Genomic DNA, 23120 nt, shown 5'->3' with positions numbered 1-23120 from the left:
TTTTTACGAGAGGATGCGTATGAACTCGTTTTCACTTCTGACAACCCCGTGGTTGCCCGTTCGTTATAAAGACGGAACGACAGGCAAACTGGCGCCAGTCGATCTGGCGGATGAAAATGTTGTCGATATCGCTGCGCCGCGGGCAGATCTCCAGGGGGCGGCATGGCAGTTTTTGCTGGGACTACTACAAACCAGCTTCGCGCCCAAAAATCACGGTCGTTGGGATGATATATGGGAAGACGGACTGGAAGCTGAAAAGCTAAGGGAAGCATTGCTGTCTTTAGAACATGCTTTCCAGTTTGGCCCAGATTCCCCTTCATTTATGCAGGATTTCGAGGCGCTTACGGGAGATAAAGTTCCTGTCGCTTCGTTACTGCCTGAAATTCCCGGCGCTCAAACAACGAAGTTCAATAAAGACCACTTTATTAAGCGTGGCGTGACTGAACACATATGCCCTCATTGTTCCGCGTTAGCGCTGTTTTCCCTACAGTTAAATGCGCCGTCAGGCGGCAAAGGCTATCGCACCGGTTTGCGCGGCGGTGGGCCAATGACGACGCTGATTGAATTACAGGAATATCAGGGCAATCAACAAACACCCTTGTGGCGCAAACTGTGGCTCAACGTGATGCCGCAGGATGAATCTGACTTACCGCTACCCAAAAAATTTGGCGATCTGGTTTTCCCCTGGCTTGGCCCGACGCGTACCAGTGAACTGGCCGGTGCGGTGGTAACTGATGATCAGGTCAACAAACTCCAGGCGTACTGGGGAATGCCTCGGCGCATACGTGTTGATTTTAATACCACGACAGTCGGCAACTGCGATATTTGCGGTGAGCAGAGCGACGCGCTCCTGAGCCTGATGACGACCAAAAATTACGGTGCGAATTATGCCATGTGGCAGCATCCCTTAACGCCCTACCGTATACCACTTAAAGAGGGCGGCGAGCTTTACTCGGTTAAACCACAACCGGGCGGTTTAATCTGGCGCGACTGGCTAGGACTTATCGAAACGGGTAAGTCAGAAAACAATACGGAACTTCCCGCGCTGGTGGTGAAACTCTTTAATGCCAGCAGTCTGAAACAGGCAAAAGTGGGCCTGTGGGGATTTGGCTATGATTTCGACAACATGAAAGCGCGCTGTTGGTACGAACACCATTTCCCGCTACTGCTCAATAAAAAAGAAGGCCAGATACCAAAGCTGCGGCTGGCTGCGCAAACGGCTTCACGGATTCTAAGTCTGTTACGGAGTGCATTGAAAGAAGCATGGTTCTCCGATCCAAAAGGTGCACGGGGTGATTTCAGTTTTGTGGATATCGACTTCTGGAACAAAACTCAGCATCGCTTCCTGAGGTTAGTGCGTCAAATTGAAGAAGGTCAGGAGCCGGATGAATTACTCAGCAAATGGCAAAAGGAAATGTGGTTATTCGCGCGTCAGGATTTTGACGAGCGGGTATTCACTAATCCTTATGAGCCCGTTGATTTGAAACGCGTCATGACCGCGCGCAAGAAATATTTTACAACATCGGCGGAGAAGCAAAGTGCTAAAGCCGCCAGGGAGAAAAAGCAGGAGGCTGCTGAATGAGTATTGTAAAAGAGGAGCACAAAGCCACGCTGCGCAAATGGCACGAGGAATTGCAGGAAAAACGCGGCAATCGTGCCAGTCTGCGGCGTAGTACGACGGTTAATGATGTTTGTTTGTCAGAAGGGTTTCGTTCTCTGCTGATGCAGACCCACACGTTGTGGAAAGTTGAAGCGCAAGAGTGGCGTTTTACCGCACTGGCACTGGTCGCTGCAGTTAGCGCCAATGTAAAAGCCATTGATGAACGGCAGCCTTTTGCCGCGCAGCTGGCGGCAGTAATGTCAGAAGGGCGGTTTTCGCGCCTGTCGGCAGTAAAAACGCCGGATGATTTACTGCGCCAGTTACGTCGCGCGGTCAAATTATTAAACGGTTCCGTCAATCTTATCTCTTTGGCAGACGATATTTTCCGCTGGTGCCAGGAGAGTGACGACCTGCTCAACCATCACCGCCGTCAGCAGCGGCCAACAGAATTTATCCGTATCCGCTGGGCGCTGGAATATTACCAGGCTGGCGACGCCGATAACGAACAAAATTAATAAAGGACTATCTCATGACGACATTTATTCAGCTCCATTTGTTAACCGCTTACCCTGCAGCCAACCTTAACCGTGATGACACCGGTGCGCCGAAAACCGTGGTGCTGGGTGGAGCAACGCGTCTGCGCGTTTCCTCGCAAAGTCTGAAACGTGCGTGGCGCACTTCTGCACTTTTTGAACAGGCGCTGGCGGGCCATATTGGTATTCGTAGTGGGCGTATCGCGCGCGAGGCAGCAACTATCATGATTGAGAAAGGAATCGAAGAAAAAAAAGCCATCGAATGGGCGGCAGATATTGCCGATTATCTTGGTAAAGCCAAAAAAGACAAAAAAACAAAAGATCCGCTCACTAACGCTGAAACTGAACAGCTCGTCCATATCAGCCCTGCAGAATTTGACGCCGTAAAAGCGCTGGCCCATCAACTGGCAGAAGAAAAGCGCGCGCCAAAAGAGGACGATCTCGCTTTGTTACGTAAAGATCGTATGGCGGTAGATATCGCCATGTTTGGTCGTATGCTGGCGAATAAACCCGAGTTTAATGTTGAAGCCGCCTGTCAGGTCGCGCACGCGTTTGGTGTCAGTGAAACGATTGTCGAAGATGATTTTTTCACCGCCGTTGATGATTTGCGCCAGGCCTCTGAAGATGCTGGTGCAGGGCATCTTGGTGAAACTGGGTTTGGTTCTGCGCTGTTCTACACCTATATCTGCATTGATAAAGATCTGCTGGTCGAAAACCTCGGCGGTGACGAAGCATTAGCTAATCAGACCCTGCGCGCCTTTACGGAAGCAGCGTTTAAAGTTTCCCCAACCGGTAAACAAAACAGCTTTGCCAGCCGTGCCTACGCCTCCTGGGCGCTGGCAGAAAAAGGCACCGAACAACCGCGTTCTCTGGCGGCGGCTTTCTATGAACCCATTAATGGCACACGTCAGTTAGATGTGGCAGTGCAGCGTATTACAACGCTTCGCGAAAACATGAATACGGTTTACGAACAGAAGACCGAATGCGCAAGTTTTGACGTGATGAACAAACAGGGAAGCATGAAGGACGTGCTGGACTTTATCTGCGCGTAAGGGGCGGCTTATGAGCCAATATCTGATTTTTCAGCTTCATGGGCCAATGGCATCCTGGGGCGTTGATGCACCCGGTGAGGTGCGTCATACCCATGAACTGCCTTCGCGTTCAGCATTGCTGGGGCTGCTGGCTGCCGGGTTAGGGATACGGCGTGATGACACCGAATGCTTAAACGCGTTTAATCGCCACTATTCACTGGTGGTTTGCGCCAGCCGTAACCAGCGCTGGGCACGGGATTATCACACGGTCCAGATGCCAAAAGAGGTGCGTAAAGCGCGTTATTTCAGCCGTCGCGAAGAGTTGAGCGACCCTGATCTTCTAAGCGCGATTATCTCCCGGCGCGACTACTACACCGATGCCTGGTGGATGGTGGCCGTGGCAACAACAGCTGATGCGCCTTACAGCCTCGAACAGTTGCAGGAAGGTTTACGCCATCCGGTTTTTCCGCTTTATCTGGGGCGAAAAAGCCATCCGCTGGCGTTACCCCTTGCGCCGTTACTGCTCGAAGGCAACGCGTCTGATGCCTTACGTACCGCATATCAACAGTATCAGGATCGTTTCCACGAACTAAAAGTCTCACTCCCGAAACTTCAGGATGAATGCTGGTGGGAAGGGGAGCACGATGGCCTGGTCGCGAGCAAAATATTACGCCGCCGGGATGTTCCTTTAAATCGTCAGCAGTGGCTGTTTGGGGAACGCACCGTCAATCAGGGGCCGTGGCTCAGCAAGGAGGAACCATGTACCTCTCAAGAATAACCTTACATACCGGCCAGCTTTCGCCTGCGCAGTTACTGCATCTGGTGGATCGCGGTGAATATGTGATGCATCAGTGGCTGTGGGATCTTTTCCCTGGCGGCAAAGAAAGGCAATTTCTTTATCGTCGGGAAGAACTCCAGGGCGCGTTTCGCTTTTTTGTCCTGTCGCAGGAACGCCCGGCGGAAAGTGAAACGTTCACCATCGAATGCCGGTCATTTGCGCCGGAACTGCGTACCGGACAATCCCTTTTTTTCAACCTGCGAGCGAATCCAACAGTCTGTAAAGCGGGTAAGCGCCACGATCTGCTGATGGAGGCGAAACGGCAGGTGAGGGGGCAGGCGGAAGGAAGAAATGTCTGGTTGCATCAACAACAGGCGGCGCTGGACTGGCTGGCAGCGCAGGAGGAGAGAAGCGGTTTTACACTGCTGGATACCTCGGTCGATGCCTACCGACAACAGCAACTGCGGCGGGAAAACTCCCGGCAACTGATCCAGTTCAGTAGCGTGGATTATACAGGGATGCTTACAGTCACCGATCCAGGGTTATTTCTGCAACGTCTCTGCCTGGGGTATGGCAAAAGCCGGGCGTTCGGCTGTGGTCTGATGTTAATCAAACCCGGAGCAGAGGCGTGACGTTTGTACCACTGAGTCCGATCCCGTTAAAAGATCGCACCTCCATGATCTTCCTCCAGTACGGTCAAATCGACGTACTGGACGGGGCTTTCGTGCTGATCGACAAAACAGGGATCCGCACGCATATTCCGGTGGGATCGGTCGCTTGCATTATGCTCGAACCAGGAACGAGAGTTTCCCACGCGGCGGTGCATCTGGCCGCCACGGTGGGAACACTGCTGGTCTGGGTCGGTGAAGCGGGCGTTCGCGTTTACTCCTCCGGACAACCCGGTGGAGCGCGTGCTGATAAATTACTCTACCAGGCAAAGCTGGCTTTAACGGAAGATTTACGCTTGAAGGTGGTGCGCAAAATGTATGAATTACGTTTTCGTGAACCTCCGCCAGCTCGCCGTTCAGTGGAGCAGTTACGGGGAATTGAGGGATCCCGTGTTCGCCAGACCTATGCATTACTGGCGAAGCAATATGGTGTGAAATGGAATGGTCGCAAATACGATCCTAAAGACTGGGAAAAAGGCGATGTTGTGAATCGCTGCATCAGTGCTGCCACATCATGTCTGTACGGTATATCTGAAGCGGCGGTATTAGCCGCGGGATATGCGCCCGCTATTGGATTTATCCATAGTGGCAAACCGCTTTCATTTGTTTATGACATAGCCGATATCATTAAATTTGATACGGTTGTGCCAAAGGCATTTGAAATAGCGGCAAGACACCCGGCAGAACCTGATAAAGAAGTGAGACTGGCCTGCCGTGATATTTTCCGTAGTAGTAAATTAACGGGCAAATTAATTCCGTTAATTGAGGAAGTCCTTGACGCCGGTGAAATTGAACCACCACAACCTGCGCCGGATATGTTACCGCCAGCTATCCCGGAACCTGAAACGCTGGGTGATAGTGGTCACCGGGGGCGCAGCGGATGAGCATGGTCGTGGTTGTTACAGAAAATGTTCCGCCGCGCTTACGTGGACGGCTCGCGATCTGGCTACTGGAAGTGCGTGCTGGTGTTTATGTTGGTGATACATCCAAACGTATTCGGGAGATGATCTGGCAGCAAATCTCCCAACTGGCAGGTTGCGGAAATGTGGTCATGGCCTGGGCGACCAATACCGAGTCGGGTTTTGAATTTCAGACCTGGGGTGAAAACAGACGTATTCCGGTGGATTTGGATGGGTTACGGTTGGTTTCGTTTCTTCCTGTTGAGAATCAATAAGTTACCCGTTCTTTAAAAATAAGGAAATGTTTGAATTTAGTTGGTAGATTGTTGATGTGGAATAAAATTGTTTAAAAACAGATACGTATGCTTAGTGTGTTCCCCGCGCCAGCGGGGATAAACCGCTGGCAGCACTGCGGGAAATATTGTTGCTGCTGTGTTCCCCGCGCCAGCGGGGATAAACCTTAAATGTTAAGTATTCTGACCCGCCTCACGCCGTGTTCCCCGCGCCAGCGGGGATAAACCGATACCCGGTAGCAATTTACTCAACGTGGCGTTGTGTTCCCCGCGCCAGCGGGGATAAACCGCGGGCCAACTCCCGCAGGTTTTCGCTATACGGGTGTTCCCCGCGCCAGCGGGGATAAACCGAGACATACCGCATTTTCAATTGTCTCCGCACCGTGTTCCCCGCGCCAGCGGGGATAAACCGCGAAACCCGCCCCGGTTGAAAAAGTCGCCAGTGTGTTCCCCGCGCCAGCGGGGATAAACCGAGTTGACGGGTAAAGCGGCGGTATACGGCGACGTGTTCCCCGCGCCAGCGGGGATAAACCGACTGTTGAACATGGATTTCGTGCCGTCCAGTTGTGTTCCCCGCGCCAGCGGGGATAAACCGAAAATAGTGAATGATGTATTTTTTCTCTATCGGTGTTCCCCGCGCCAGCGGGGATAAACCGCACGGTTAAAATTTGCCGCCGTTATTGCTGGGCGTGTTCCCCGCGCCAGCGGGGATAAACCGGGTCAATTGTCCGCGTTCGTCGGCCAGTCCATGTGTTCCCCGCGCCAGCGGGGATAAACCTTTCAGTGATGCGTTTTCACTTTCCAGTGCTGCGTGTTCCCCGCGCCAGCGGGGATAAACCGTGGTCATTATAGGTTAACCTATAATTTAAGCAGTGTTCCCCGCGCCAGCGGGGATAAACCGTCGACAATGGATAAGTTGACTTCAGGTCTGGGGAGTTCCCCGCGCCAGCGGGAATAAACCGTGCAGTACGCCTGATGACAAACCAAGCATCGGGAGTTCCCCCGCGTCAGCGGGGGAACTCCCAGCTCCCATTTTCAAACGCCTCATGACGCCTTCGCCAGTTCCTTCACCAGCGGTAGCATTATCCGCATAACGTCACGGCAGCGACGTTCTATTCTTCCAGGAAGCGCCTTATCAATATGCTGTTGATTATCAAGCCTTACATCATGCCAGCTATTTCCCGCCGGGAAGGCCGGTGTTTTTGCGCGTTGCTGATAACCATCTTTATTTCCCAGATTCCAGTTTGTTGCCTCCACCGAAAGTACCGCAATACCGGCTTTGTCGAAAACTTCTGCATCGTTACAGCACCCGGTGCCTTTCGGATAGTTTTTATTCAAACCTGGATTTGTTGTCGCTGCAATCCCATGATTATGCGCAATTGCCAGCGCTCGATCACGGGTTAATTTCCTGACAGCCTCTGGTGTATTTACACCACTATTAAAATACAATTTATCGCCAACAATTAAGTTATCGAGATTAATCACCAGCAGCGTATTTTTCTTTTCAGTATCGCTCATGCGCTTGAGTAAATTCTCAGCGCCTAATTTCCCTTCTTCTTCTCCACTGGTTGCCACAAAACGAATACCATACTCGGTAGGCGTATTTTTCAGACGTTCAGCCAGTTCCAGCATGACACCTAAACCTGCGGCGTTATCATCCATTCCTTGTAATGTCAGCCCGCCGAGATTGGCATCGGCGTCGGCATCGCTCAGTGGAGCGTACGTATCAAGATGCGCCATAATAATGATCTGCTGCGGCGCTTTGCCTTCATGAGCGGCAATCACCGTACTTCCCGTCACGTTGTGCCAGTTTTTGCGGTTATCGCGGGCGGTGTAAATATATCGGCTATTAAATGTCCGAATATCACTGCGATAACCCATCTGTTGAAACTGTTGGCGAATATAATCGGCAGATAACATTTCTGCAGGAGTTCCGGTCATGCGTCCCGGAAAGAAAGTAGCAATATGTCGTGCCTGTGTATTAGCAAAATCACCAGGTTTAGGTGACGAGGCGTGTACGGGGAGAATAAAGCATACGCCGAGCGCCAGGGCAGCGGTACGGTGGCGCAATGCGGAAAACATAGTGAGTCCTTAAATACCATGCAAATTTTTTTACCGCCATAGTATGAAACTGCCGCTGCGCTAAAACAATTTCAAATCTTCCTAAACGCCCGAAATCCGGTGCCTTAAGCACTTTTTGATATTAGCTTTGCCAAATCGTTATTCCGTTAAGGAACTACTCATTCTAATTGGTAATTTCATTCGTTCTCTTACGCTCCCTATAGTCGAAACATCTGATGGCAAGAAAATAGCGGTATTGCAAAGGAACGGTTATGGATCAAAAACGACTTACTCACCTGCGGCAACTGGAGGCGGAAAGCATCCACATTATTCGCGAGGTGGCGGCAGAATTCTCAAATCCGGTGATGCTCTACTCTATCGGTAAAGATTCCAGCGTCATGCTGCATCTGGCGCGCAAGGCGTTTTATCCGGGTACGCTGCCTTTCCCTCTGCTGCATGTTGATACTGGCTGGAAATTCCGCGAGATGTATGAGTTCCGCGATCGTACGGCTAAAGCCTATGGCTGCGAGTTGCTGGTGCATAAAAACCCGGAAGGCGTGGCGATGGGGATTAATCCATTCGTACACGGCAGCGCAAAACATACCGATATTATGAAAACCGAAGGTTTGAAGCAGGCGTTGAACAAGTACGGTTTTGATGCCGCCTTCGGTGGCGCACGTCGTGACGAAGAGAAATCCCGCGCTAAGGAGCGAATCTACTCTTTCCGTGACCGCTTCCATCGCTGGGACCCGAAAAATCAGCGCCCGGAGTTGTGGCACAACTACAACGGGCAAATTAACAAAGGCGAAAGCATCCGCGTTTTCCCGCTCTCTAACTGGACCGAGCAGGATATCTGGCAATACATCTGGCTGGAAAATATCGACATTGTCCCGCTGTATCTCGCTGCTGAACGTCCGGTTCTGGAACGCGACGGTATGTTGATGATGATTGATGACAACCGTATCGACCTGCAACCGGGCGAAGTGATTAAAAAACGGATGGTGCGTTTCCGTACGCTGGGCTGCTGGCCGCTGACCGGCGCGGTGGAGTCAAATGCGCAAACACTGCCGGAAATCATCGAAGAGATGCTGGTTTCCACCACCAGTGAACGTCAGGGGCGCGTGATTGACCGCGACCAGGCAGGTTCTATGGAGCTGAAAAAACGTCAGGGGTATTTTTAAGATGAACACTGCACTTGCACAACAAATTGCCAATGAAGGCGGCGTTGAAGCCTGGATGATTGCGCAACAACATAAAAGTCTGCTGCGTTTTCTGACCTGTGGTAGCGTCGATGACGGCAAAAGTACCCTGATTGGTCGCCTGCTGCACGATACCCGCCAAATCTACGAAGATCAGCTCTCATCGCTGCATAACGACAGTAAACGTCACGGTACCCAGGGCGAAAAACTGGATCTGGCACTGCTGGTGGATGGCCTGCAAGCTGAGCGTGAACAGGGCATCACCATTGATGTGGCTTACCGCTATTTCTCCACCGAGAAGCGTAAATTTATTATCGCCGACACCCCAGGACACGAGCAGTACACCCGCAATATGGCGACTGGCGCATCGACATGCGATCTGGCGATCTTACTGATCGATGCCCGTAAAGGCGTGCTCGATCAAACCCGTCGTCACAGTTTTATCTCCACACTGTTGGGGATCAAACATCTGATCGTGGCGATCAACAAAATGGATCTGGTGGATTACAGCGAAGAGACGTTCACCCGTATTCGTGAAGATTATCTGACTTTTGCCGGGCAGCTGCCGGGTAATCTGGATATCCGCTTTGTGCCGCTCTCCGCACTGGAAGGCGACAACGTGGCTTCGCAAAGTGAAAGTATGCCGTGGTACAGCGGTCCGACACTGCTCGAAGTGCTGGAAACCGTGGAAATCCAGCGAGTGGTGGATGCTCAGCCAATGCGCTTTCCGGTGCAGTACGTTAACCGCCCGAATCTCGATTTTCGTGGCTATGCCGGAACGCTGGCATCCGGTCGCGTGGAAGTCGGACAACGTGTCAAAGTGCTGCCCTCTGGTGTGGAATCAAACGTCGCGCGGATCGTGACCTTTGATGGCGATCGCGAAGAAGCCTTTGCCGGAGAAGCGATCACCCTGGTGCTAACGGATGAGATCGACATCAGCCGTGGTGATCTGCTGCTGGCGGCAGACGAAGCGCTACCGGCAGTGCAGAGCGCGTCGGTGGATGTGGTGTGGATGGCGGAACAGCCACTTTCCCCTGGACAAAGCTACGACATCAAAATTGCCGGTAAGAAGACGCGTGCCCGTGTTGATGGTATTCGCTATCAGGTTGATATTAATAACCTTACTCAACGCGAAGTTGAAAATCTGCCGCTAAACGGCATTGGTTTGGTGGATCTCACTTTTGACGAGCCGCTGGTGTTAGATCGTTATCAGCAAAACCCGGTTACTGGTGGTCTGATTTTTATCGATCGCCTGAGCAATGTGACCGTGGGTGCCGGTATGGTGCACGAGCCAGTTAGCCAGGCTACTGCTGCGGCATCTGAATTCAGTGCATTCGAACTGGAATTGAATGCCCTGGTCCGTCGTCATTTCCCGCACTGGGGCGCTCGCGATTTACGGGGAGATAAATAATGGCGCTGCATGACGAAAACGTCGTCTGGCATAGCCATCCGGTCACAGTGCAACAACGCGAGCAACACCACGGTCATCGTGGTGTTGTGTTGTGGTTTACCGGCCTATCCGGGTCCGGTAAATCCACGGTCGCCGGGGCGCTGGAGGAGGCGTTACATAACCTTGGTGTCAGTACGTATTTGCTGGATGGCGACAACGTCCGCCACGGCTTATGCAGCGATCTCGGTTTTAGCGATGCCGATCGTAAAGAGAATATCCGTCGCGTCGGTGAAGTGGCGAATTTAATGGTTGAAGCTGGACTGGTGGTGCTGACCGCTTTTATCTCGCCACACCGCGCCGAACGCCAGATGGTTCGCGAACGCGTAGGAGAAGGGCGTTTTATCGAAGTGTTTGTCGATACGCCGCTGGCGATTTGCGAGGCCCGCGATCCAAAAGGCTTATATAAGAAAGCACGTGCCGGTGAACTGCGTAACTTTACGGGAATAGATTCCGTTTACGAAGCACCTGAATCGGCAGAAATTCATCTCAATGGTGAACAATTAGTAACAAATTTGGTACAGCAATTATTAGATCTGTTGAGACAGAACGATATTATCAGATCCTGAGACACCACCGGGTTTCCATGCCCGGTCCGTCAAAGTTACAGGATCAAATATGCGTAATAGCCATAACATTACACTAACAAATAACGACAGCCTTACTGAGGATGAAGAAACCACATGGTCACTGCCAGGTGCTGTGGTTGGTTTTGTCTCCTGGTTATTTGCGCTGGCGATGCCGATGTTGATTTATGGCTCTAACACGCTGTTCTTCTTTATCTACACTTGGCCTTTCTTTCTGGCACTGATGCCTGTCGCGGTGGTGGTGGGGATTGCACTGCATTCATTGATGGACGGAAAGCTACGCTACAGTATTGTTTTCACCCTGGTGACAGTCGGCATTATGTTTGGCGCACTGTTTATGTGGCTACTGGGCTAATTTGTACTTTCCCGTCTCCTCTGTTCATAATTCAAACCGTAACGAATAATGAGATTATGTTCTGCACGCCCTGGGTATACGTAACAATGGACAAATGTGGTACATTTGCCCGCGTTGTCGCGGTATCCCCAACAGAGGATGTAGAGTCGTCTTCGGATGCATGGGATGAAGATGCCGTTTTTCAGGGGGCAGGATGGGTAAACTAACGCTGCTGTTGCTGGCTATTCTGGTCTGGCTACAGTATTCGCTGTGGTTCGGTAAGAACGGTATACATGACTATACCCGCGTCAATGATGATGTGGCGGCACAGCAAGCTACAAACGCGAAACTTAAAGCGCGAAACGATCAACTTTTTGCCGAAATTGACGATCTCAATGGCGGCCAGGAGGCGCTCGAAGAGCGTGCGCGTAATGAACTCAGCATGACCAGGCCGGGCGAAACTTTTTATCGTCTGGTGCCTGACGCGTCGAAACGCGCACAGTCTGCGGGGCAAAACACTCGATAAATCAGCCCGGGAATTAACATGGCAACCACTCATTTGGATGTTTGCGCCGTGGTTCCGGCGGCCGGATTTGGCCGTCGAATGCAAACGGAATGTCCTAAGCAATATCTCTCAATCGGTAATCAAACCATTCTTGAACACTCGGTGCATGCGCTGCTGGCGCATCCCCGGGTGACTCGTGTCGTCATTGCCATAAGTCCTGGCGATAGCCGCTTTGCACAACTTCCTCTGGCGAATCATCCGCAAATCACCGTTGTAGATGGCGGTAATGAGCGTGCCGATTCGGTACTGGCAGGTCTGAAAGTCGCTGGCGATGCGCAGTGGGTATTGGTGCATGACGCCGCTCGTCCTTGTCTGCATCAGGATGACCTCGCGCGATTGTTGGCGTTGAGCGAAACCAGCCGCACGGGGGGGATCCTCGCCGCACCAGTGCGCGATACGATGAAACGTGCCGAACCGGGCAAAAATGCCATTGCTCATACCGTTGATCGCAACGGCTTATGGCACGCGCTGACGCCGCAATTTTTCCCTCGTGAGCTGTTACATGACTGCCTGACGCGCGCTCTAAATGAAGGCGCTACCATTACCGACGAAGCCTCGGCGCTGGAATATTGCGGATTTCATCCGCAGTTGGTCGAAGGCCGCGCGGATAACATTAAAGTCACGCGCCCGGAAGATTTGGCACTGGCCGAGTTTTACCTCACCCGAACCATCCATCAGGAGAATACATAATGCGAATTGGACACGGTTTTGACGTACACGCCTTTGGCGGTGAAGGCCCAATTATCATTGGTGGCGTACGCATTCCTTACGAAAAAGGATTGCTGGCGCATTCTGATGGCGACGTGGCGCTCCATGCGTTGACCGATGCATTGCTTGGCGCGGCGGCGCTGGGGGATATCGGCAAACTGTTCCCGGATACCGATCCGGCATTTAAAGGTGCCGATAGCCGCGAGCTGCTACGCGAAGCCTGGCGTCGTATTCAGGCGAAGGGTTATACCCTTGGCAACGTCGATGTCACTATCATCGCTCAGGCACCGAAGATGTTGCCGCACATTCCACAAATGCGCGTGTTTATTGCCGAAGATCTCGGCTGCCATATGGATGATGTTAACGTGAAAGCCACTACTACGGAAAAATTAGGATTTACCGGGCGTGGGGAAGGGATTGCCTGTGAAGCGGTGGCGCTACTCATTAAGGCAACAAAATGATTGAGTTTGATAATCTCACTTACCTCCACGGTAAACCGCAAGGTACCGGGCTGCTGAAAGCCAATCCGGAAGACTTTGTGGTGGTGGAAGATTTGGGCTTTGAGCCTGATGGTGAAGGTGAGCATATTCTGGTTAGAATCCTCAAAAACGGCTGTAATACCCGTTTTGTGGCGGATGCACTGGCGAAATTCCTGAAAATTCATGCCCGTGAAGTCAGCTTCGCTGGGCAAAAAGACAAACATGCTGTTACGGAACAGTGGTTATGCGCTCGCGTGCCAGGCAAAGAGATGCCCGATCTCAGTGCTTTTCAACTGGAAGGCTGCCAGGTGCTGGAGTATGCGCGGCACAAGCGCAAGCTGCGTTTAGGCGCGCTGAAAGGTAACGCCTTTACCCTGGTTCTGCGCGAAGTGAGCAATCGCGATGACGTTGAACAACGTCTGATCGATATTTGCGTAAAAGGTGTACCGAACTACTTCGGTGCCCAACGTTTTGGGATTGGCGGTAGCAACTTGCAGGGCGCGCTGCGCTGGGCGCAAACCAATACTTCGGTGCGCGATCGCAATAAACGGAGTTTTTGGTTGTCGGCAGCCCGCAGTGCGTTGTTTAATCAGATTGTTGCTGAGCGCCTCAAAAAAGCAGACGTTAATCAAGTTGTTGACGGCGATGCGCTACAATTAGCCGGACGTGGCAGCTGGTTTGTTGCCTCCAATGAAGAACTGGCGGAATTACAGCGTCGCGTCAACGATAAAGAGCTGATGATTACTGCTGCATTGCCGGGCAGTGGCGAATGGGGAACTCAGCGTGAAGCGCTGGCATTCGAACAAGCAGCTGTCGCCGAAGAAACTGAATTGCAAGCCTTACTGGTGCGAGAAAAAGTTGAAGCCTCGCGCAGAGCGATACTGCTGTATCCGCAACAATTAAGCTGGAACTGGTGGGATGACGTCACCGTAGAAATCCGTTTCTGGCTTCCGGCAGGCAGTTTTGCGACCAGCGTTGTCAGGGAACTTATCAACACAACAGGTGATTATGCGCATATTGCTGAGTAATGATGACGGGGTACATGCACCCGGTATACAAACGCTGGCGAAAGCCTTGCGTGAGTTTGCTGACGTTCAGGTGGTCGCCCCCGATCGTAACCGCAGCGGCGCTTCAAATTCTCTGACACTGGAATCCTCCTTGCGCACGTTTACCTTTGAAAATGGTGATATTGCTGTGCAAATGGGAACCCCGACCGATTGCGTCTATCTTGGCGTGAATGCTCTGATGCGTCCGCGCCCGGACATTGTTGTGTCGGGGATTAACGCCGGGCCGAATCTGGGGGATGATGTTATCTATTCCGGTACGGTAGCCGCCGCGATGGAGGGCCGTCATTTAGGCTTTCCGGCGCTTGCTGTCTCGCTTGACGGGCATAAACATTACGACACTGCCGCGGCGGTAACCTGTTCCATTTTGCGAGCTCTGTGTAAAGAGCCGCTGCGCACCGGGCGTATTCTCAATATTAACGTACCGGATTTACCGTTGGATCAAATCAAAGGTATTCGCGTGACGCGCTGCGGTACCCGACATCCGGCAGATCAGGTGATCCCGCAGCAAGATCCGCGCGGCAATACGCTGTACTGGATTGGCCCGCCGGGTGGTAAGTGCGATGCCGGTCCGGGGACCGATTTTGCTGCGGTAGATGAGGGCTATGTCTCTATCACGCCGCTGCATGTGGATTTAACTGCGCATAGCGCGCAAGATGTGGTTTCAGACTGGTTAAACAGCGTGGGAGTTGGCACGCAATGGTAAGCAGACGCGTACAAGCACTTCTGGATCAATTACGTGCGCAAGGTATTCAGGATGAGCAGGTGCTGAATGCACTTGCCGCCGTGCCGCGTGAAAAATTCGTTGATGAAGCGTTTGAACAAAAAGCCTGGGACAATATCGCCTTGCCGATAGGTCAGGGGCAGACAATTTCGCAGCCGTATATGGTGGCGCGAATGACCGAATTACTCGAGCTGACGCCGCAGTCGCGGGTGCTGGAAATTGGCACCGGTTCGGGATATCAAACGGCAATTCTGGCGCATCTTGTTCAGCATGTTTGCTCGGTTGAACGTATTAAAGGCTTGCAGTGGCAGGCGCGTCGCCGCCTGAAAAACCTTGATTTACATAATGTTTCAACCCGTCATGGCGATGGATGGCAAGGTTGGCAGGCACGTGCGCCGTTTGACGCTATCATTGTTACGGCGGCACCGCCGGAAATTCCAACTGCGCTAATGACGCAGCTGGACGAAGGCGGGATTCTCGTCTTACCCGTAGGGGAGGAGCACCAGTATTTGAAACGGGTGCGTCGTCGGGGAGGCGAATTTATTATCGATACCGTGGAGGCCGTGCGCTTTGTCCCTTTAGTGAAGGGTGAGCTGGCTTAAAACGTGAGGAAATACCTGGATTTTTCCTGGTTATTTTGCCGCAGGTCAGCGTATCGTGAACATCTTTTCCAGTGTTCAGTATGGTGCCTTGCACGGTAATTATGTCACTGGTTATTAACCAATTTTTCTTGGGGGATAAATGAGCGCGGGAAGCCCAAAATTCACCGTTCGCCGCATTGCGGCATTGTCACTGGTTTCGCTATGGCTGGCAGGCTGTTCTGACACTTCAAATCCACCGGCACCGGTCAGCTCCGTTAATGGCAATGCGCCTGCAAATAGCAATTCTGGTATGTTGATTACGCCGCCGCCGAAAATGGGGACGACGTCTACAGCGCAGCAACCGCAAATTCAGCCGGTACAGCAGCCACAAATTCAATCTGCACAACAACCGCAAATCCAGCCTGTGCAGCCAGTAGCTCAGCAGCCGGTACAGATGGAAAACGGACGAATCGTCTACAACCGTCAGTATGGGAACATTCCGAAAGGCAGTTATAGCGGCAGTACATACACCGTGAAAAAAGGCGACACGCTTTTCTATATCGCCTGGATTACTGGCAATGATTTCCGTGACCTTGCTCAGCGCAACAATATTCAGGCACCATACGCGCTGAATGTAGGTCAGACCTTACAGGTGGGTAATGCTTCCGGTACGCCAATCACTGGTGGAAATGCCATTACCCAGGCCGATGCAGCAGAGCAAGGAGTTGTGATCAAGCCTGCACAAAATTCCACCGTTGCTGTTGCGTCGCAACCGACAATTACGTATTCTGAGTCTTCGGGTGAACAGAGTGCTAACAAAATGTTGCCGAACAACAAGCCAACTGGGACCACGGTCACAGCGCCTGTCACGGTACCAACAGCAAGCACAACCGAGCCGACTGTCAGCAGTACATCAACCAGTGCGCCTATCTCCACCTGGCGCTGGCCGACTGAGGGCAAAGTGATCGAAACCTTTGGTGCTTCTGAGGGGGGCAACAAGGGGATTGATATCGCAGGCAGCAAAGGACAGGCAATTATCGCGACCGCAGATGGCCGCGTTGTTTATGCCGGTAACGCGCTGCGCGGCTACGGTAATCTGATTATCATCAAACATAATGATGATTACCTGAGTGCCTACGCCCATAACGACACAATGCTGGTCCGGGAACAACAAGAAGTGAAGGCGGGGCAAAAAATAGCGACTATGGGTAGCACCGGAACCAGTTCAACACGCTTGCATTTTGAAATTCGTTACAAGGGGAAATCCGTAAACCCGCTGCGCTATTTGCCGCAGCGATAAATCGGCGGAACCAGGCTTTTGCTTGAATGTTCCGTCAAGGGATCACGGGTAGGAGCCACCTTATGAGTCAGAATACGCTGAAAGTTCATGATTTAAATGAAGATGCGGAATTTGATGAGAACGGAGTTGAGGTTTTTGACGAAAAGGCCTTAGTAGAAGAGGAACCCAGTGATAACGATTTGGCCGAAGAGGAACTGTTATCGCAAGGGGCCACACAGCGTGTGTTGGACGCGACTCAGCTTTACCTTGGTGAGATTGGTTATTCACCACTGTTAACGGCCGAAGAAGAAGTTTATTTTGCGCGTCGCGCACTGCGAGGAGATGTTGCCTCCCGCCGCCGGATGATCGAGAGTAACTTGCGTCTGGTGGTAAAAATTGCCCGCCGTTATGGCAATCGTGGTCTGGCTTTGCTGGATCTTATCGAAGAGGGCAACCTGGGGCTGATCCGCGCGGTAGAGAAGTTTGACCCGGAACGTGGTTTCCGCTTCTCAACATACGCAACCTGGTGGATTCGCCAGACGATCGAACGGGCGATTATGAACCAAACCCGTACTATTCGTTTGCCGATTCACATCGTAAAGGAGCTGAACGTTTACCTGCGAACCGCACGCGAGTTGTCCCATAAACTGGACCACGAACCAAGTGCGGAAGAGATCGCAGAGCAGCTGGATAAGCCAGTTGATGACGTCAGCCGTATGCTTCGTCTTAACGAGCGCATTACCTCGGTAGACACCCCGCTGGGTGGAGATTCCGAAAAAGCGTTGCTGGACATCCTGGCCGATGAAAAAGAAAACGGCCCGGAAGATACCACGCAAGATGACGATATGAAACAAAGCATCGTCAAATGGCTGTTCGAACTGAACGCCAAACAGCGTGAAGTGCTGGCACGTCGATTCGGTTTGCTGGGGTACGAAGCGGCAACACTGGAAGATGTAGGTCGTGAAATTGGCCTCACCCGTGAACGTGTTCGCCAGATTCAGGTTGAAGGCCTGCGCCGTTTACGCGAAATCCTGCAAACGCAGGGGCTGAATATCGAAGCGCTGTTCCGCGAATAAGTAAGCATCTGTCAGAAAGGCCAGTCTCTTATGAGGCTGGCTTTTTTCTTTTGTATGGGGAGTTGGTGTGTTTCGTCGCCTGGATAAGACACGTCAGCGTCCCATCCGGCAATCAACATCCTATTTGCTCATCATCTTGCGCACCAGCTGCATAAACAGCTCCTGCTCTTCTCCACTCAAACGCCCCAAAAATTCCTCATCCACACTGTCGCCAATCGGTATCGCCGCAGCAAGTACCTTTTCTCCTTCGGCAGTCAGCCAGACAAAGCGTCGCCGCTTATCAGCGGTGTCATGTTCACGTCTGACTAAGCCACGATTTTCCATTCTTGCCAACATTTCTGCCAGCGTTGCTTTGGTGCTGACGGCTGCTTCCATCAGTGCCACCTGTTCGATACCAGGTTTATCAGCAATGGCGCGCATCACCGCGTACTGTGGTTTAGTCAGGTCAGGTAACTCGTGCTGCCAGCGGGCCGTATGCTGCTGAAAAAGCTGTCGTAACTGATGGAACGCTTTATTTCGTAACGCCATGTAAACTCCGGGCTAATTCTCTGTCGCTATCATAGCGGTTTTTCAGTGACGAAGAAGATGTTGTTACTTTTCAATCCTTGCCGCTGTGGAAATGAAGGAGTATGTTAATAATAACGTTCGTATACGAACAATTAAGAGAGTAAGCAATGAAACTGATCGTCGGGATGACAGGGGCTACCGGTGCGCCTCTTGGTGTGGCATTACTGCAAGCGCTGCGGGAGATGCCGAATGTCGAGACTCATCTGGTGATGTCGAAGTGGGCGAAAACCACTATTGAACTGGAAACGCCTTACAGCGCTCGCGATGTTGCCGCCCTCGCTGACTTCAGCCATAACCCGGCGGATCAGGCTGCGACCATCTCTTCCGGCTCCTTTCGTACCGACGGCATGATCGTTATTCCATGTAGTATGAAAACGCTCGCCGGTATCCGCGCTGGTTACGCCGACGGCCTGGTAGGGCGCGCGGCGGATGTCGTGCTCAAAGAGGGCCGCAAACTGGTGCTGGTGCCGCGTGAAATGCCGCTTAGCACCATCCATCTCGAAAATATGCTCGCACTTTCGCGCATGGGCGTGGCGATGGTGCCGCCCATGCCTGCCTTTTATAACCATCCCGAAACGGTAGATGACATTGTCCACCACGTGGTAGCCCGCGTGCTGGATCAATTTGGCCTCGAACATCCTCACGCCAGGCGCTGGCAAGGGTTGCCGCAGGCCCGGAATTTTTCTCAGGAGAATGAATAATGGCATTTGATGATTTACGCAGCTTCTTACAGGCGCTTGATGACCACGGCCAGTTACTGAAAATCAGCGAAGAGGTGAATGCCGAGCCGGATCTGGCTGCCGCTGCCAACGCCACCGGGCGCATCGGTGACGGTGCACCGGCGCTGTGGTTTGATAATATTCGCGGCTTTACCGATGCGCGCGTGGCGATGAACACCATCGGCTCCTGGCAGAACCACGCGATTTCCCTCGGGCTGCCACCGAACACACCGGTTAAAAAACAGATTGATGAGTTTATCCGCCGCTGGGATAACTTTCCCATTGCCCCGGAACGCCGCGCCAATCCTGCCTGGGCGCAGAACACCGTCGATGGCGACGAGATCAACCTGTTCGATATTCTGCCACTGTTTCGTTTAAACGATGGCGATGGCGGTTTCTATCTCGACAAAGCGTGCGTGGTTTCCCGCGATCCGCTTGATCCGGATAACTTCGGCAAGCAGAACGTCGGCATCTACCGTATGGAAGTGAAGGGTAAGCGTAAGCTCGGCCTGCAACCGGTGCCGATGCACGATATCGCCCTGCATCTGCATAAAGCGGAAGAACGTGGTGAAGATTTGCCAATTGCCATCACGCTGGGTAACGATCCGATCATCACCCTGATGGGCGCCACCCCGCTGAAATACGATCAATCAGAGTACGAAATGGCGGGCGCGCTACGCGAAAGCCCGTACCCGATCGCCACCGCCCCGCTGACCGGTTTTGATGTGCCGTGGGGCTCGGAGGTGATCCTCGAAGGGGTAATCGAAAGCCGCAAACGTGAAATCGAAGGGCCGTTCGGTGAGTTTACCGGGCACTACTCCGGTGGGCGCAACATGACCGTAGTGCGCATCGATAAAGTCTCTTACCGCACCAAACCGATTTTTGAATCGCTCTATCTCGGTATGCCGTGGACCGAAATCGACTACCTGATGGGGCCAGCCACCTGTGTGCCGCTGTATCAGCAACTGAAAGCCGAGTTCCCGGAAGTGCAGGCGGTGAACGCCATGTACACCCACGGCCTGCTGGCGATTATCTCCACCAAAAAACGCTATGGCGGCTTTGCCCGCGCAGTGGGCCTGCGTGCGATGACCACGCCGCACGGTCTGGGTTATGTGAAGATGGTGATTATGGTCGATGAAGACGTTGACCCGTTCAACCTGCCGCAGGTGATGTGGGCGCTCTCGTCGAAAGTGAACCCGGCAGGGGATCTGGTGCAGTTGCCGAATATGTCAGTACTGGAACTCGACCCTGGCTCAAGCCCGGCGGGGATCACCGACAAGCTGATTATCGACGCCACTACGCCTGTCGCCCCGGACAACCGTGGTCACTACAGCCAGCCGGTGGTGGACTTACCGGAAACCAAAGCCTGGGCTGAAAAACTGACCGCTATGCTGGCCGCACGTAAATAAGGAGAACAAGATGATTTGTCCACGTTGTGCCGATGAACAGATTGAAGTGATGGCGAAATCGCCGGTAAAAGATGTCTGGACGGTCTACCAGTGCCAGCATTGCCTCTATACCTGGCGCGATACCGAACCGCTGCGCCGCACCAGCCGCGAACATTATCCCGAAGCGTTCCGCATGACGCAGAAAGATATTGATGACGCGCCGATGGTGCCGAGCATCCCGCCGCTGCTGGCGGAAGGTAAGCGCTAAATAAAAGGTCCGATGCCCATCGGACCTTTTTATTAAGGTCAAATTACCGCCCATACGCACCAGGTAATTAAGAATCCGGTAAAACCGAGAATGGTCGTTAACACTGTCCAGGTTTTCAGACCGTCTGCTACCGACAACCCCAGATATTTGGTCACAATCCAGAACCCTGAGTCATTAATATGTGACGCGCCAAGCCCACCAAAGCAGGCTGCCAGCGTCACCAATACGCACTGAATCGGATTCAATCCCATCACCGCTTCTGAGAGTAACCCGCCGGTTGTCAGGATTGCTACGGTTGCTGACCCCTGCGATGCACGCAGCGCCAGTGAAATAATAAATGCGGCTGGTAACAGAGGCAGGTCAATCATTTGTAGCATGTTGGCAAGGGCTTTGCCGACGCCCGATTCCACCAGCACTTTGCCAAATACCCCTCCAGCACCAGTAACCAAAATCACTACCGCCGCAGTGGGAAGGGCTGAGCCCATAATGTCGCTGGTGTGTTGTAAGCTCCAGCCGCGACGTAAAGCCAATAACCAGAATGCCAGCACCAGCGCAATCATTAGAGCTACCATTGGTGAGCCGATCAGCTGTAGCGTACCAAGCAGGGGATGCGAAGGCGGCATCAGTGTTGCGGAAACCGTACCCGCCATGATAATCGCGATAGGAATAACAATTAGCGAGGTGACCAGCGCGACGCCCGGTGGATTTATTTTATCGCTTAATTTTGTCGCGCCTTCCTCACTGGCCGGAGCCAGTTGCATCTGTTCCAGTACTTCCACCGACATCGCATATTGGCGCTTATTGATTATTTTCGCTGCAAAGTAGCCAACAATCCCTACGGGAATAGAAATCGCAATACCGATGATGGTTAGCCAGCCGATGTCTGCGTGGAGTAACCCCGCTGCGGCGACAGGGCCTGGATGCGGCGGTACCGCCACATGAACAGTTAGCATGATTCCAGCGACAGGCAGGCCAAATTTGAGTGGCGATATTTTGGCAACCTTGGCAAAACCGTAAATGATTGGCGCAAGAATAATAAAGCCGACATCAAAGAAGACGGGAATACCGAGGAAGAACGCTGCCAGAGTCAGCGCAGCGATAGTTCGTTTGTCACCTAACTTGCGACTGAAATAATTAGCCAGTGACTCTGCACCACCAGAGTGTTCGATCATACGCCCCAGCATAGCGCCCAGACCAATAATAATAGTGACGGAACCAAGCACACCGCCCATCCCGGCGATCATCACTTTACCCACTTCGCCCGCCGGTATACCCGCCGCAAGTGCGACTAACAGGCTGACGAGGAGCAGAGCAACGAATGGTTGTACCTTTGCCTTGATGACCAGCAGCAACAGCATGATTACGCCAGTTAACGCAATGCATAACAATGTAATTGTGGACATGGGAAACCCTGTCTGAAAGTTATAGTTAACCTACCCCATCCGTAGATGGGGGGATGTATGGGTACGTTGTAATTAGGGATTTAACGAATTAGCGCCAGGCGTCAAACCAGCCAAGCCCTTCTTCGGTGAGGCCACGAGGTTTATATTCACAACCGATCCAGCCCTGATATCCCACCTCATCGAACAGGCGGAACAGCCACGGATAGTTGATTTCTCCATCGTCCGGTTCATGTCGATCAGGTAGTCCGGCAATTTGTACGTGCGCATATTTCCCGGCGTAGTCGCGGATTAAATGCGTCAGGTTGCCATCTACTTTTTGCGCATGAAAAGTATCTAGTTGAATAAACACGTTATCTCGCGCAACTTCTTCAACAATAGCCAGTGCCTGATACTGGCTGGAGAAGAGATAATGAGGCTTAACGCCGGGGCTGAGTGCTTCAACCAATATTCGCTTGCCGTGTGGCGCAAAGCGGTCGGCAGCGTAGCGGAGATTATCAATAAATACTGCCCGGTACCGTTCAGCATCTTCGCCAGCGGGCACGACGCCTGCCATCACATGGACTTGTTCACAATTGAGCGCCAATGCATATTCCAGTGCCAGGTCGATGTCTGCGCGTGCTTCGTGCTCACGTCCGGGAAGGGCGGATAATCCCCATTCTCCCGCATTAATATCTCCGGGAGCGGTATTGAACAGCGCCAGTGTCAGATGGTTTTGCACCAGTTGCTTTTGGATTTGCAGGGGGGAGTAGTCATAGGGAAACAGAAATTCCACAGCATCGAACCCGGCTTTTCGCGCTGCGGCGAAGCGTTCAATAAAAGGCACTTCGGTGAACATCATGGATAAATTAGCTGCAAAACGAGGCATTGCA

The 23120-nt window shown here is 52.5% G+C and carries 26 protein-coding genes and 1 CRISPR repeat array; of the genes, 22 read left to right on the top strand and 4 right to left on the bottom strand.

Features of this window, described 5'->3' with window-relative positions; all coding sequences use genetic code 11:
• Positions 1 to 19: 19 nt before the first annotated feature.
• From casA to cas2e, 7 genes are read left to right on the top strand one after another with little or no spacing between them, the layout of a single operon-like run.
• Positions 20 to 1582, top strand: a complete 1563-nt coding sequence (casA, locus tag FQZ95_RS16365; RefSeq protein ID WP_105288363.1) for a type I-E CRISPR-associated protein Cse1/CasA — start codon at positions 20 to 22, stop codon at positions 1580 to 1582.
• Positions 1579 to 2115: a type I-E CRISPR-associated protein Cse2/CasB gene (casB, locus tag FQZ95_RS16360; RefSeq protein WP_000029337.1), complete on the top strand. Its 537-nt coding sequence runs from the start codon at positions 1579 to 1581 to the stop codon at positions 2113 to 2115. The genes casA and casB overlap by 4 nt, the downstream gene beginning before the upstream one ends.
• Before the next feature lie 14 nt (positions 2116 to 2129).
• A complete protein-coding gene (cas7e, locus tag FQZ95_RS16355) occupies positions 2130 to 3185 on the top strand; it encodes a type I-E CRISPR-associated protein Cas7/Cse4/CasC (RefSeq protein WP_032303665.1) in 1056 nt (351 codons plus the stop codon).
• Positions 3186 to 3195: 10 nt separating this feature from the next.
• Entirely contained in the window at positions 3196 to 3942 is a 747-nt protein-coding gene (cas5e, locus tag FQZ95_RS16350; RefSeq protein WP_160530432.1) for a type I-E CRISPR-associated protein Cas5/CasD, read from the top strand.
• On the top strand, positions 3924 to 4574 hold the full coding sequence (gene cas6e / locus FQZ95_RS16345; protein ID WP_160530431.1) for a type I-E CRISPR-associated protein Cas6/Cse3/CasE: 651 nt from the start codon (positions 3924 to 3926) through the stop codon (positions 4572 to 4574). Before cas5e ends, cas6e begins: the two co-directional genes overlap by 19 nt.
• Positions 4571 to 5494, top strand: a complete 924-nt coding sequence (cas1e, locus tag FQZ95_RS16340) for a type I-E CRISPR-associated endonuclease Cas1e (protein ID WP_160530430.1) — start codon at positions 4571 to 4573, stop codon at positions 5492 to 5494. The genes cas6e and cas1e overlap by 4 nt, the downstream gene beginning before the upstream one ends.
• On the top strand, positions 5491 to 5784 hold the full coding sequence (cas2e, locus tag FQZ95_RS16335) for a type I-E CRISPR-associated endoribonuclease Cas2e (protein WP_000063171.1): 294 nt from the start codon (positions 5491 to 5493) through the stop codon (positions 5782 to 5784). The genes cas1e and cas2e overlap by 4 nt, the downstream gene beginning before the upstream one ends.
• 96 nt (positions 5785 to 5880) lie before the next feature.
• A CRISPR array of direct repeats spans positions 5881 to 6764; the repeat unit is 29 nt; unit sequence GTGTTCCCCGCGCCAGCGGGGATAAACCG.
• A gap of 82 nt (positions 6765 to 6846) precedes the next feature.
• Here cas2e and iap read toward each other — a convergent pair.
• Positions 6847 to 7884, bottom strand: a complete 1038-nt coding sequence (gene iap / locus FQZ95_RS16330; RefSeq protein WP_000490406.1) for an alkaline phosphatase isozyme conversion aminopeptidase — start codon at positions 7882 to 7884, stop codon at positions 6847 to 6849.
• A 251-nt stretch (positions 7885 to 8135) separates the two neighbouring features.
• On the opposite strand from iap, the gene cysD reads away from it, so the two are divergent.
• From cysD to rpoS, 12 genes are all read left to right on the top strand, one after another.
• Positions 8136 to 9044 (top strand): sulfate adenylyltransferase subunit CysD, encoded by a 909-nt coding sequence (cysD, locus tag FQZ95_RS16325; RefSeq protein WP_000372392.1) that lies wholly within the window; start codon positions 8136 to 8138, stop codon positions 9042 to 9044.
• 1 nt (position 9045) lies between these two features.
• Positions 9046 to 10473, top strand: a complete 1428-nt coding sequence (gene cysN / locus FQZ95_RS16320) for a sulfate adenylyltransferase subunit CysN (protein ID WP_160530429.1) — start codon at positions 9046 to 9048, stop codon at positions 10471 to 10473.
• Positions 10473 to 11078, top strand: coding sequence for an adenylyl-sulfate kinase (gene cysC / locus FQZ95_RS16315; protein ID WP_039021008.1), 606 nt, complete (start codon positions 10473 to 10475; stop codon positions 11076 to 11078). The genes cysN and cysC overlap by 1 nt, the downstream gene beginning before the upstream one ends.
• Positions 11079 to 11127: 49 nt before the next feature.
• Positions 11128 to 11451 carry a DUF3561 family protein gene (locus FQZ95_RS16310; protein ID WP_001246111.1) on the top strand — a complete coding sequence of 108 codons (324 nt, stop codon included), beginning with the start codon at positions 11128 to 11130 and terminating at the stop codon, positions 11449 to 11451.
• A gap of 193 nt (positions 11452 to 11644) precedes the next feature.
• Positions 11645 to 11956, top strand: a complete 312-nt coding sequence (gene ftsB, locus FQZ95_RS16305; RefSeq protein ID WP_000517477.1) for a cell division protein FtsB — start codon at positions 11645 to 11647, stop codon at positions 11954 to 11956.
• 18 nt (positions 11957 to 11974) lie between these two features.
• On the top strand, positions 11975 to 12685 hold the full coding sequence (ispD, locus tag FQZ95_RS16300) for a 2-C-methyl-D-erythritol 4-phosphate cytidylyltransferase (RefSeq protein WP_032185000.1): 711 nt from the start codon (positions 11975 to 11977) through the stop codon (positions 12683 to 12685).
• Positions 12685 to 13164 carry a 2-C-methyl-D-erythritol 2,4-cyclodiphosphate synthase gene (ispF, locus tag FQZ95_RS16295; protein ID WP_001219242.1) on the top strand — a complete coding sequence of 160 codons (480 nt, stop codon included), beginning with the start codon at positions 12685 to 12687 and terminating at the stop codon, positions 13162 to 13164. The genes ispD and ispF overlap by 1 nt, the downstream gene beginning before the upstream one ends.
• Positions 13161 to 14210: a tRNA pseudouridine(13) synthase TruD gene (gene truD, locus FQZ95_RS16290; protein WP_032184999.1), complete on the top strand. Its 1050-nt coding sequence runs from the start codon at positions 13161 to 13163 to the stop codon at positions 14208 to 14210. Before ispF ends, truD begins: the two co-directional genes overlap by 4 nt.
• A complete protein-coding gene (gene surE / locus FQZ95_RS16285) occupies positions 14191 to 14952 on the top strand; it encodes a 5'/3'-nucleotidase SurE (protein ID WP_001295182.1) in 762 nt (253 codons plus the stop codon). Before truD ends, surE begins: the two co-directional genes overlap by 20 nt.
• Complete coding sequence (gene pcm / locus FQZ95_RS16280) at positions 14946 to 15572, top strand: protein-L-isoaspartate O-methyltransferase (protein WP_000254708.1); 627 nt, start codon at positions 14946 to 14948, stop codon at positions 15570 to 15572. Before surE ends, pcm begins: the two co-directional genes overlap by 7 nt.
• A gap of 184 nt (positions 15573 to 15756) precedes the next feature.
• Positions 15757 to 16851, top strand: a complete 1095-nt coding sequence (gene nlpD / locus FQZ95_RS16275) for a murein hydrolase activator NlpD (RefSeq protein WP_337190675.1) — start codon at positions 15757 to 15759, stop codon at positions 16849 to 16851.
• A 62-nt stretch (positions 16852 to 16913) separates the two neighbouring features.
• Complete coding sequence (gene rpoS, locus FQZ95_RS16270) at positions 16914 to 17906, top strand: RNA polymerase sigma factor RpoS (protein ID WP_000081550.1); 993 nt, start codon at positions 16914 to 16916, stop codon at positions 17904 to 17906.
• A gap of 120 nt (positions 17907 to 18026) precedes the next feature.
• Here rpoS and FQZ95_RS16265 read toward each other — a convergent pair whose 3' ends face one another.
• On the bottom strand, positions 18027 to 18434 hold the full coding sequence (locus FQZ95_RS16265; protein ID WP_001208080.1) for a MarR family winged helix-turn-helix transcriptional regulator: 408 nt from the start codon (positions 18432 to 18434) through the stop codon (positions 18027 to 18029).
• A 146-nt stretch (positions 18435 to 18580) separates the two neighbouring features.
• On the opposite strand from FQZ95_RS16265, the gene FQZ95_RS16260 reads away from it, so the two are divergent.
• The 3 genes from FQZ95_RS16260 to FQZ95_RS16250 are packed head-to-tail and all read left to right on the top strand — an operon-like array spanning position 18581 to position 20848.
• A complete protein-coding gene (locus FQZ95_RS16260; RefSeq protein WP_000767723.1) occupies positions 18581 to 19174 on the top strand; it encodes a non-oxidative hydroxyarylic acid decarboxylases subunit B in 594 nt (197 codons plus the stop codon).
• Positions 19174 to 20601, top strand: coding sequence for a non-oxidative hydroxyarylic acid decarboxylases subunit C (locus tag FQZ95_RS16255; protein ID WP_088542241.1), 1428 nt, complete (start codon positions 19174 to 19176; stop codon positions 20599 to 20601). The genes FQZ95_RS16260 and FQZ95_RS16255 overlap by 1 nt, the downstream gene beginning before the upstream one ends.
• Before the next feature lie 10 nt (positions 20602 to 20611).
• Complete coding sequence (locus FQZ95_RS16250; RefSeq protein WP_000562982.1) at positions 20612 to 20848, top strand: non-oxidative hydroxyarylic acid decarboxylases subunit D; 237 nt, start codon at positions 20612 to 20614, stop codon at positions 20846 to 20848.
• A gap of 38 nt (positions 20849 to 20886) precedes the next feature.
• On the opposite strand, the gene FQZ95_RS16245 is transcribed toward FQZ95_RS16250, so the two are convergent.
• A complete protein-coding gene (locus FQZ95_RS16245; RefSeq protein ID WP_000104457.1) occupies positions 20887 to 22251 on the bottom strand; it encodes a GntP family transporter in 1365 nt (454 codons plus the stop codon).
• An 88-nt stretch (positions 22252 to 22339) separates the two neighbouring features.
• The gene (locus FQZ95_RS16240) at positions 22340 to 23116 is read right to left on the bottom strand and encodes an HPr family phosphocarrier protein (protein ID WP_105267249.1); all 777 of its coding nucleotides are present in this window, start codon (positions 23114 to 23116) and stop codon (positions 22340 to 22342) included.
• Positions 23117 to 23120: the final 4 nt, after the last annotated feature.

This window comes from Escherichia sp. HH41S (genome assembly GCF_009820115.1).
Taxonomy (GTDB): Bacteria; Pseudomonadota; Gammaproteobacteria; order Enterobacterales; family Enterobacteriaceae; genus Escherichia; species Escherichia coli_F.
This window is presented reverse-complemented; position numbering and strand designations above follow the sequence as displayed.

Bases quoted from the DNA above. Each gene is read 5' to 3' on its own strand.
- casA (WP_105288363.1), top strand. From the start codon at position 20: ATGAACTCGTTTTCACTTCTGACAACCCCGTGGTTGCCCGTTCGTTAT.
- casB (WP_000029337.1), top strand. From the start codon at position 1,579: ATGAGTATTGTAAAAGAGGAGCACAAAGCCACGCTGCGCAAATGGCAC.
- cas7e (WP_032303665.1), top strand. From the start codon at position 2,130: ATGACGACATTTATTCAGCTCCATTTGTTAACCGCTTACCCTGCAGCC.
- cas5e (WP_160530432.1), top strand. From the start codon at position 3,196: ATGAGCCAATATCTGATTTTTCAGCTTCATGGGCCAATGGCATCCTGG.
- cas6e (WP_160530431.1), top strand. From the start codon at position 3,924: ATGTACCTCTCAAGAATAACCTTACATACCGGCCAGCTTTCGCCTGCG.
- cas2e (WP_000063171.1), top strand. From the start codon at position 5,491: ATGAGCATGGTCGTGGTTGTTACAGAAAATGTTCCGCCGCGCTTACGT.
- iap (WP_000490406.1), bottom strand. From the start codon at position 7,884: ATGTTTTCCGCATTGCGCCACCGTACCGCTGCCCTGGCGCTCGGCGTA.
- cysD (WP_000372392.1), top strand. From the start codon at position 8,136: ATGGATCAAAAACGACTTACTCACCTGCGGCAACTGGAGGCGGAAAGC.
- cysN (WP_160530429.1), top strand. From the start codon at position 9,046: ATGAACACTGCACTTGCACAACAAATTGCCAATGAAGGCGGCGTTGAA.
- cysC (WP_039021008.1), top strand. From the start codon at position 10,473: ATGGCGCTGCATGACGAAAACGTCGTCTGGCATAGCCATCCGGTCACA.
- FQZ95_RS16310 (WP_001246111.1), top strand. From the start codon at position 11,128: ATGCGTAATAGCCATAACATTACACTAACAAATAACGACAGCCTTACT.
- ftsB (WP_000517477.1), top strand. From the start codon at position 11,645: ATGGGTAAACTAACGCTGCTGTTGCTGGCTATTCTGGTCTGGCTACAG.
- ispD (WP_032185000.1), top strand. From the start codon at position 11,975: ATGGCAACCACTCATTTGGATGTTTGCGCCGTGGTTCCGGCGGCCGGA.
- ispF (WP_001219242.1), top strand. From the start codon at position 12,685: ATGCGAATTGGACACGGTTTTGACGTACACGCCTTTGGCGGTGAAGGC.
- truD (WP_032184999.1), top strand. From the start codon at position 13,161: ATGATTGAGTTTGATAATCTCACTTACCTCCACGGTAAACCGCAAGGT.
- surE (WP_001295182.1), top strand. From the start codon at position 14,191: ATGCGCATATTGCTGAGTAATGATGACGGGGTACATGCACCCGGTATA.
- pcm (WP_000254708.1), top strand. From the start codon at position 14,946: ATGGTAAGCAGACGCGTACAAGCACTTCTGGATCAATTACGTGCGCAA.
- rpoS (WP_000081550.1), top strand. From the start codon at position 16,914: ATGAGTCAGAATACGCTGAAAGTTCATGATTTAAATGAAGATGCGGAA.
- FQZ95_RS16265 (WP_001208080.1), bottom strand. From the start codon at position 18,434: ATGGCGTTACGAAATAAAGCGTTCCATCAGTTACGACAGCTTTTTCAG.
- FQZ95_RS16260 (WP_000767723.1), top strand. From the start codon at position 18,581: ATGAAACTGATCGTCGGGATGACAGGGGCTACCGGTGCGCCTCTTGGT.
- FQZ95_RS16255 (WP_088542241.1), top strand. From the start codon at position 19,174: ATGGCATTTGATGATTTACGCAGCTTCTTACAGGCGCTTGATGACCAC.
- FQZ95_RS16250 (WP_000562982.1), top strand. From the start codon at position 20,612: ATGATTTGTCCACGTTGTGCCGATGAACAGATTGAAGTGATGGCGAAA.
- FQZ95_RS16245 (WP_000104457.1), bottom strand. From the start codon at position 22,251: ATGTCCACAATTACATTGTTATGCATTGCGTTAACTGGCGTAATCATG.
- FQZ95_RS16240 (WP_105267249.1), bottom strand. From the start codon at position 23,116: ATGCCTCGTTTTGCAGCTAATTTATCCATGATGTTCACCGAAGTGCCT.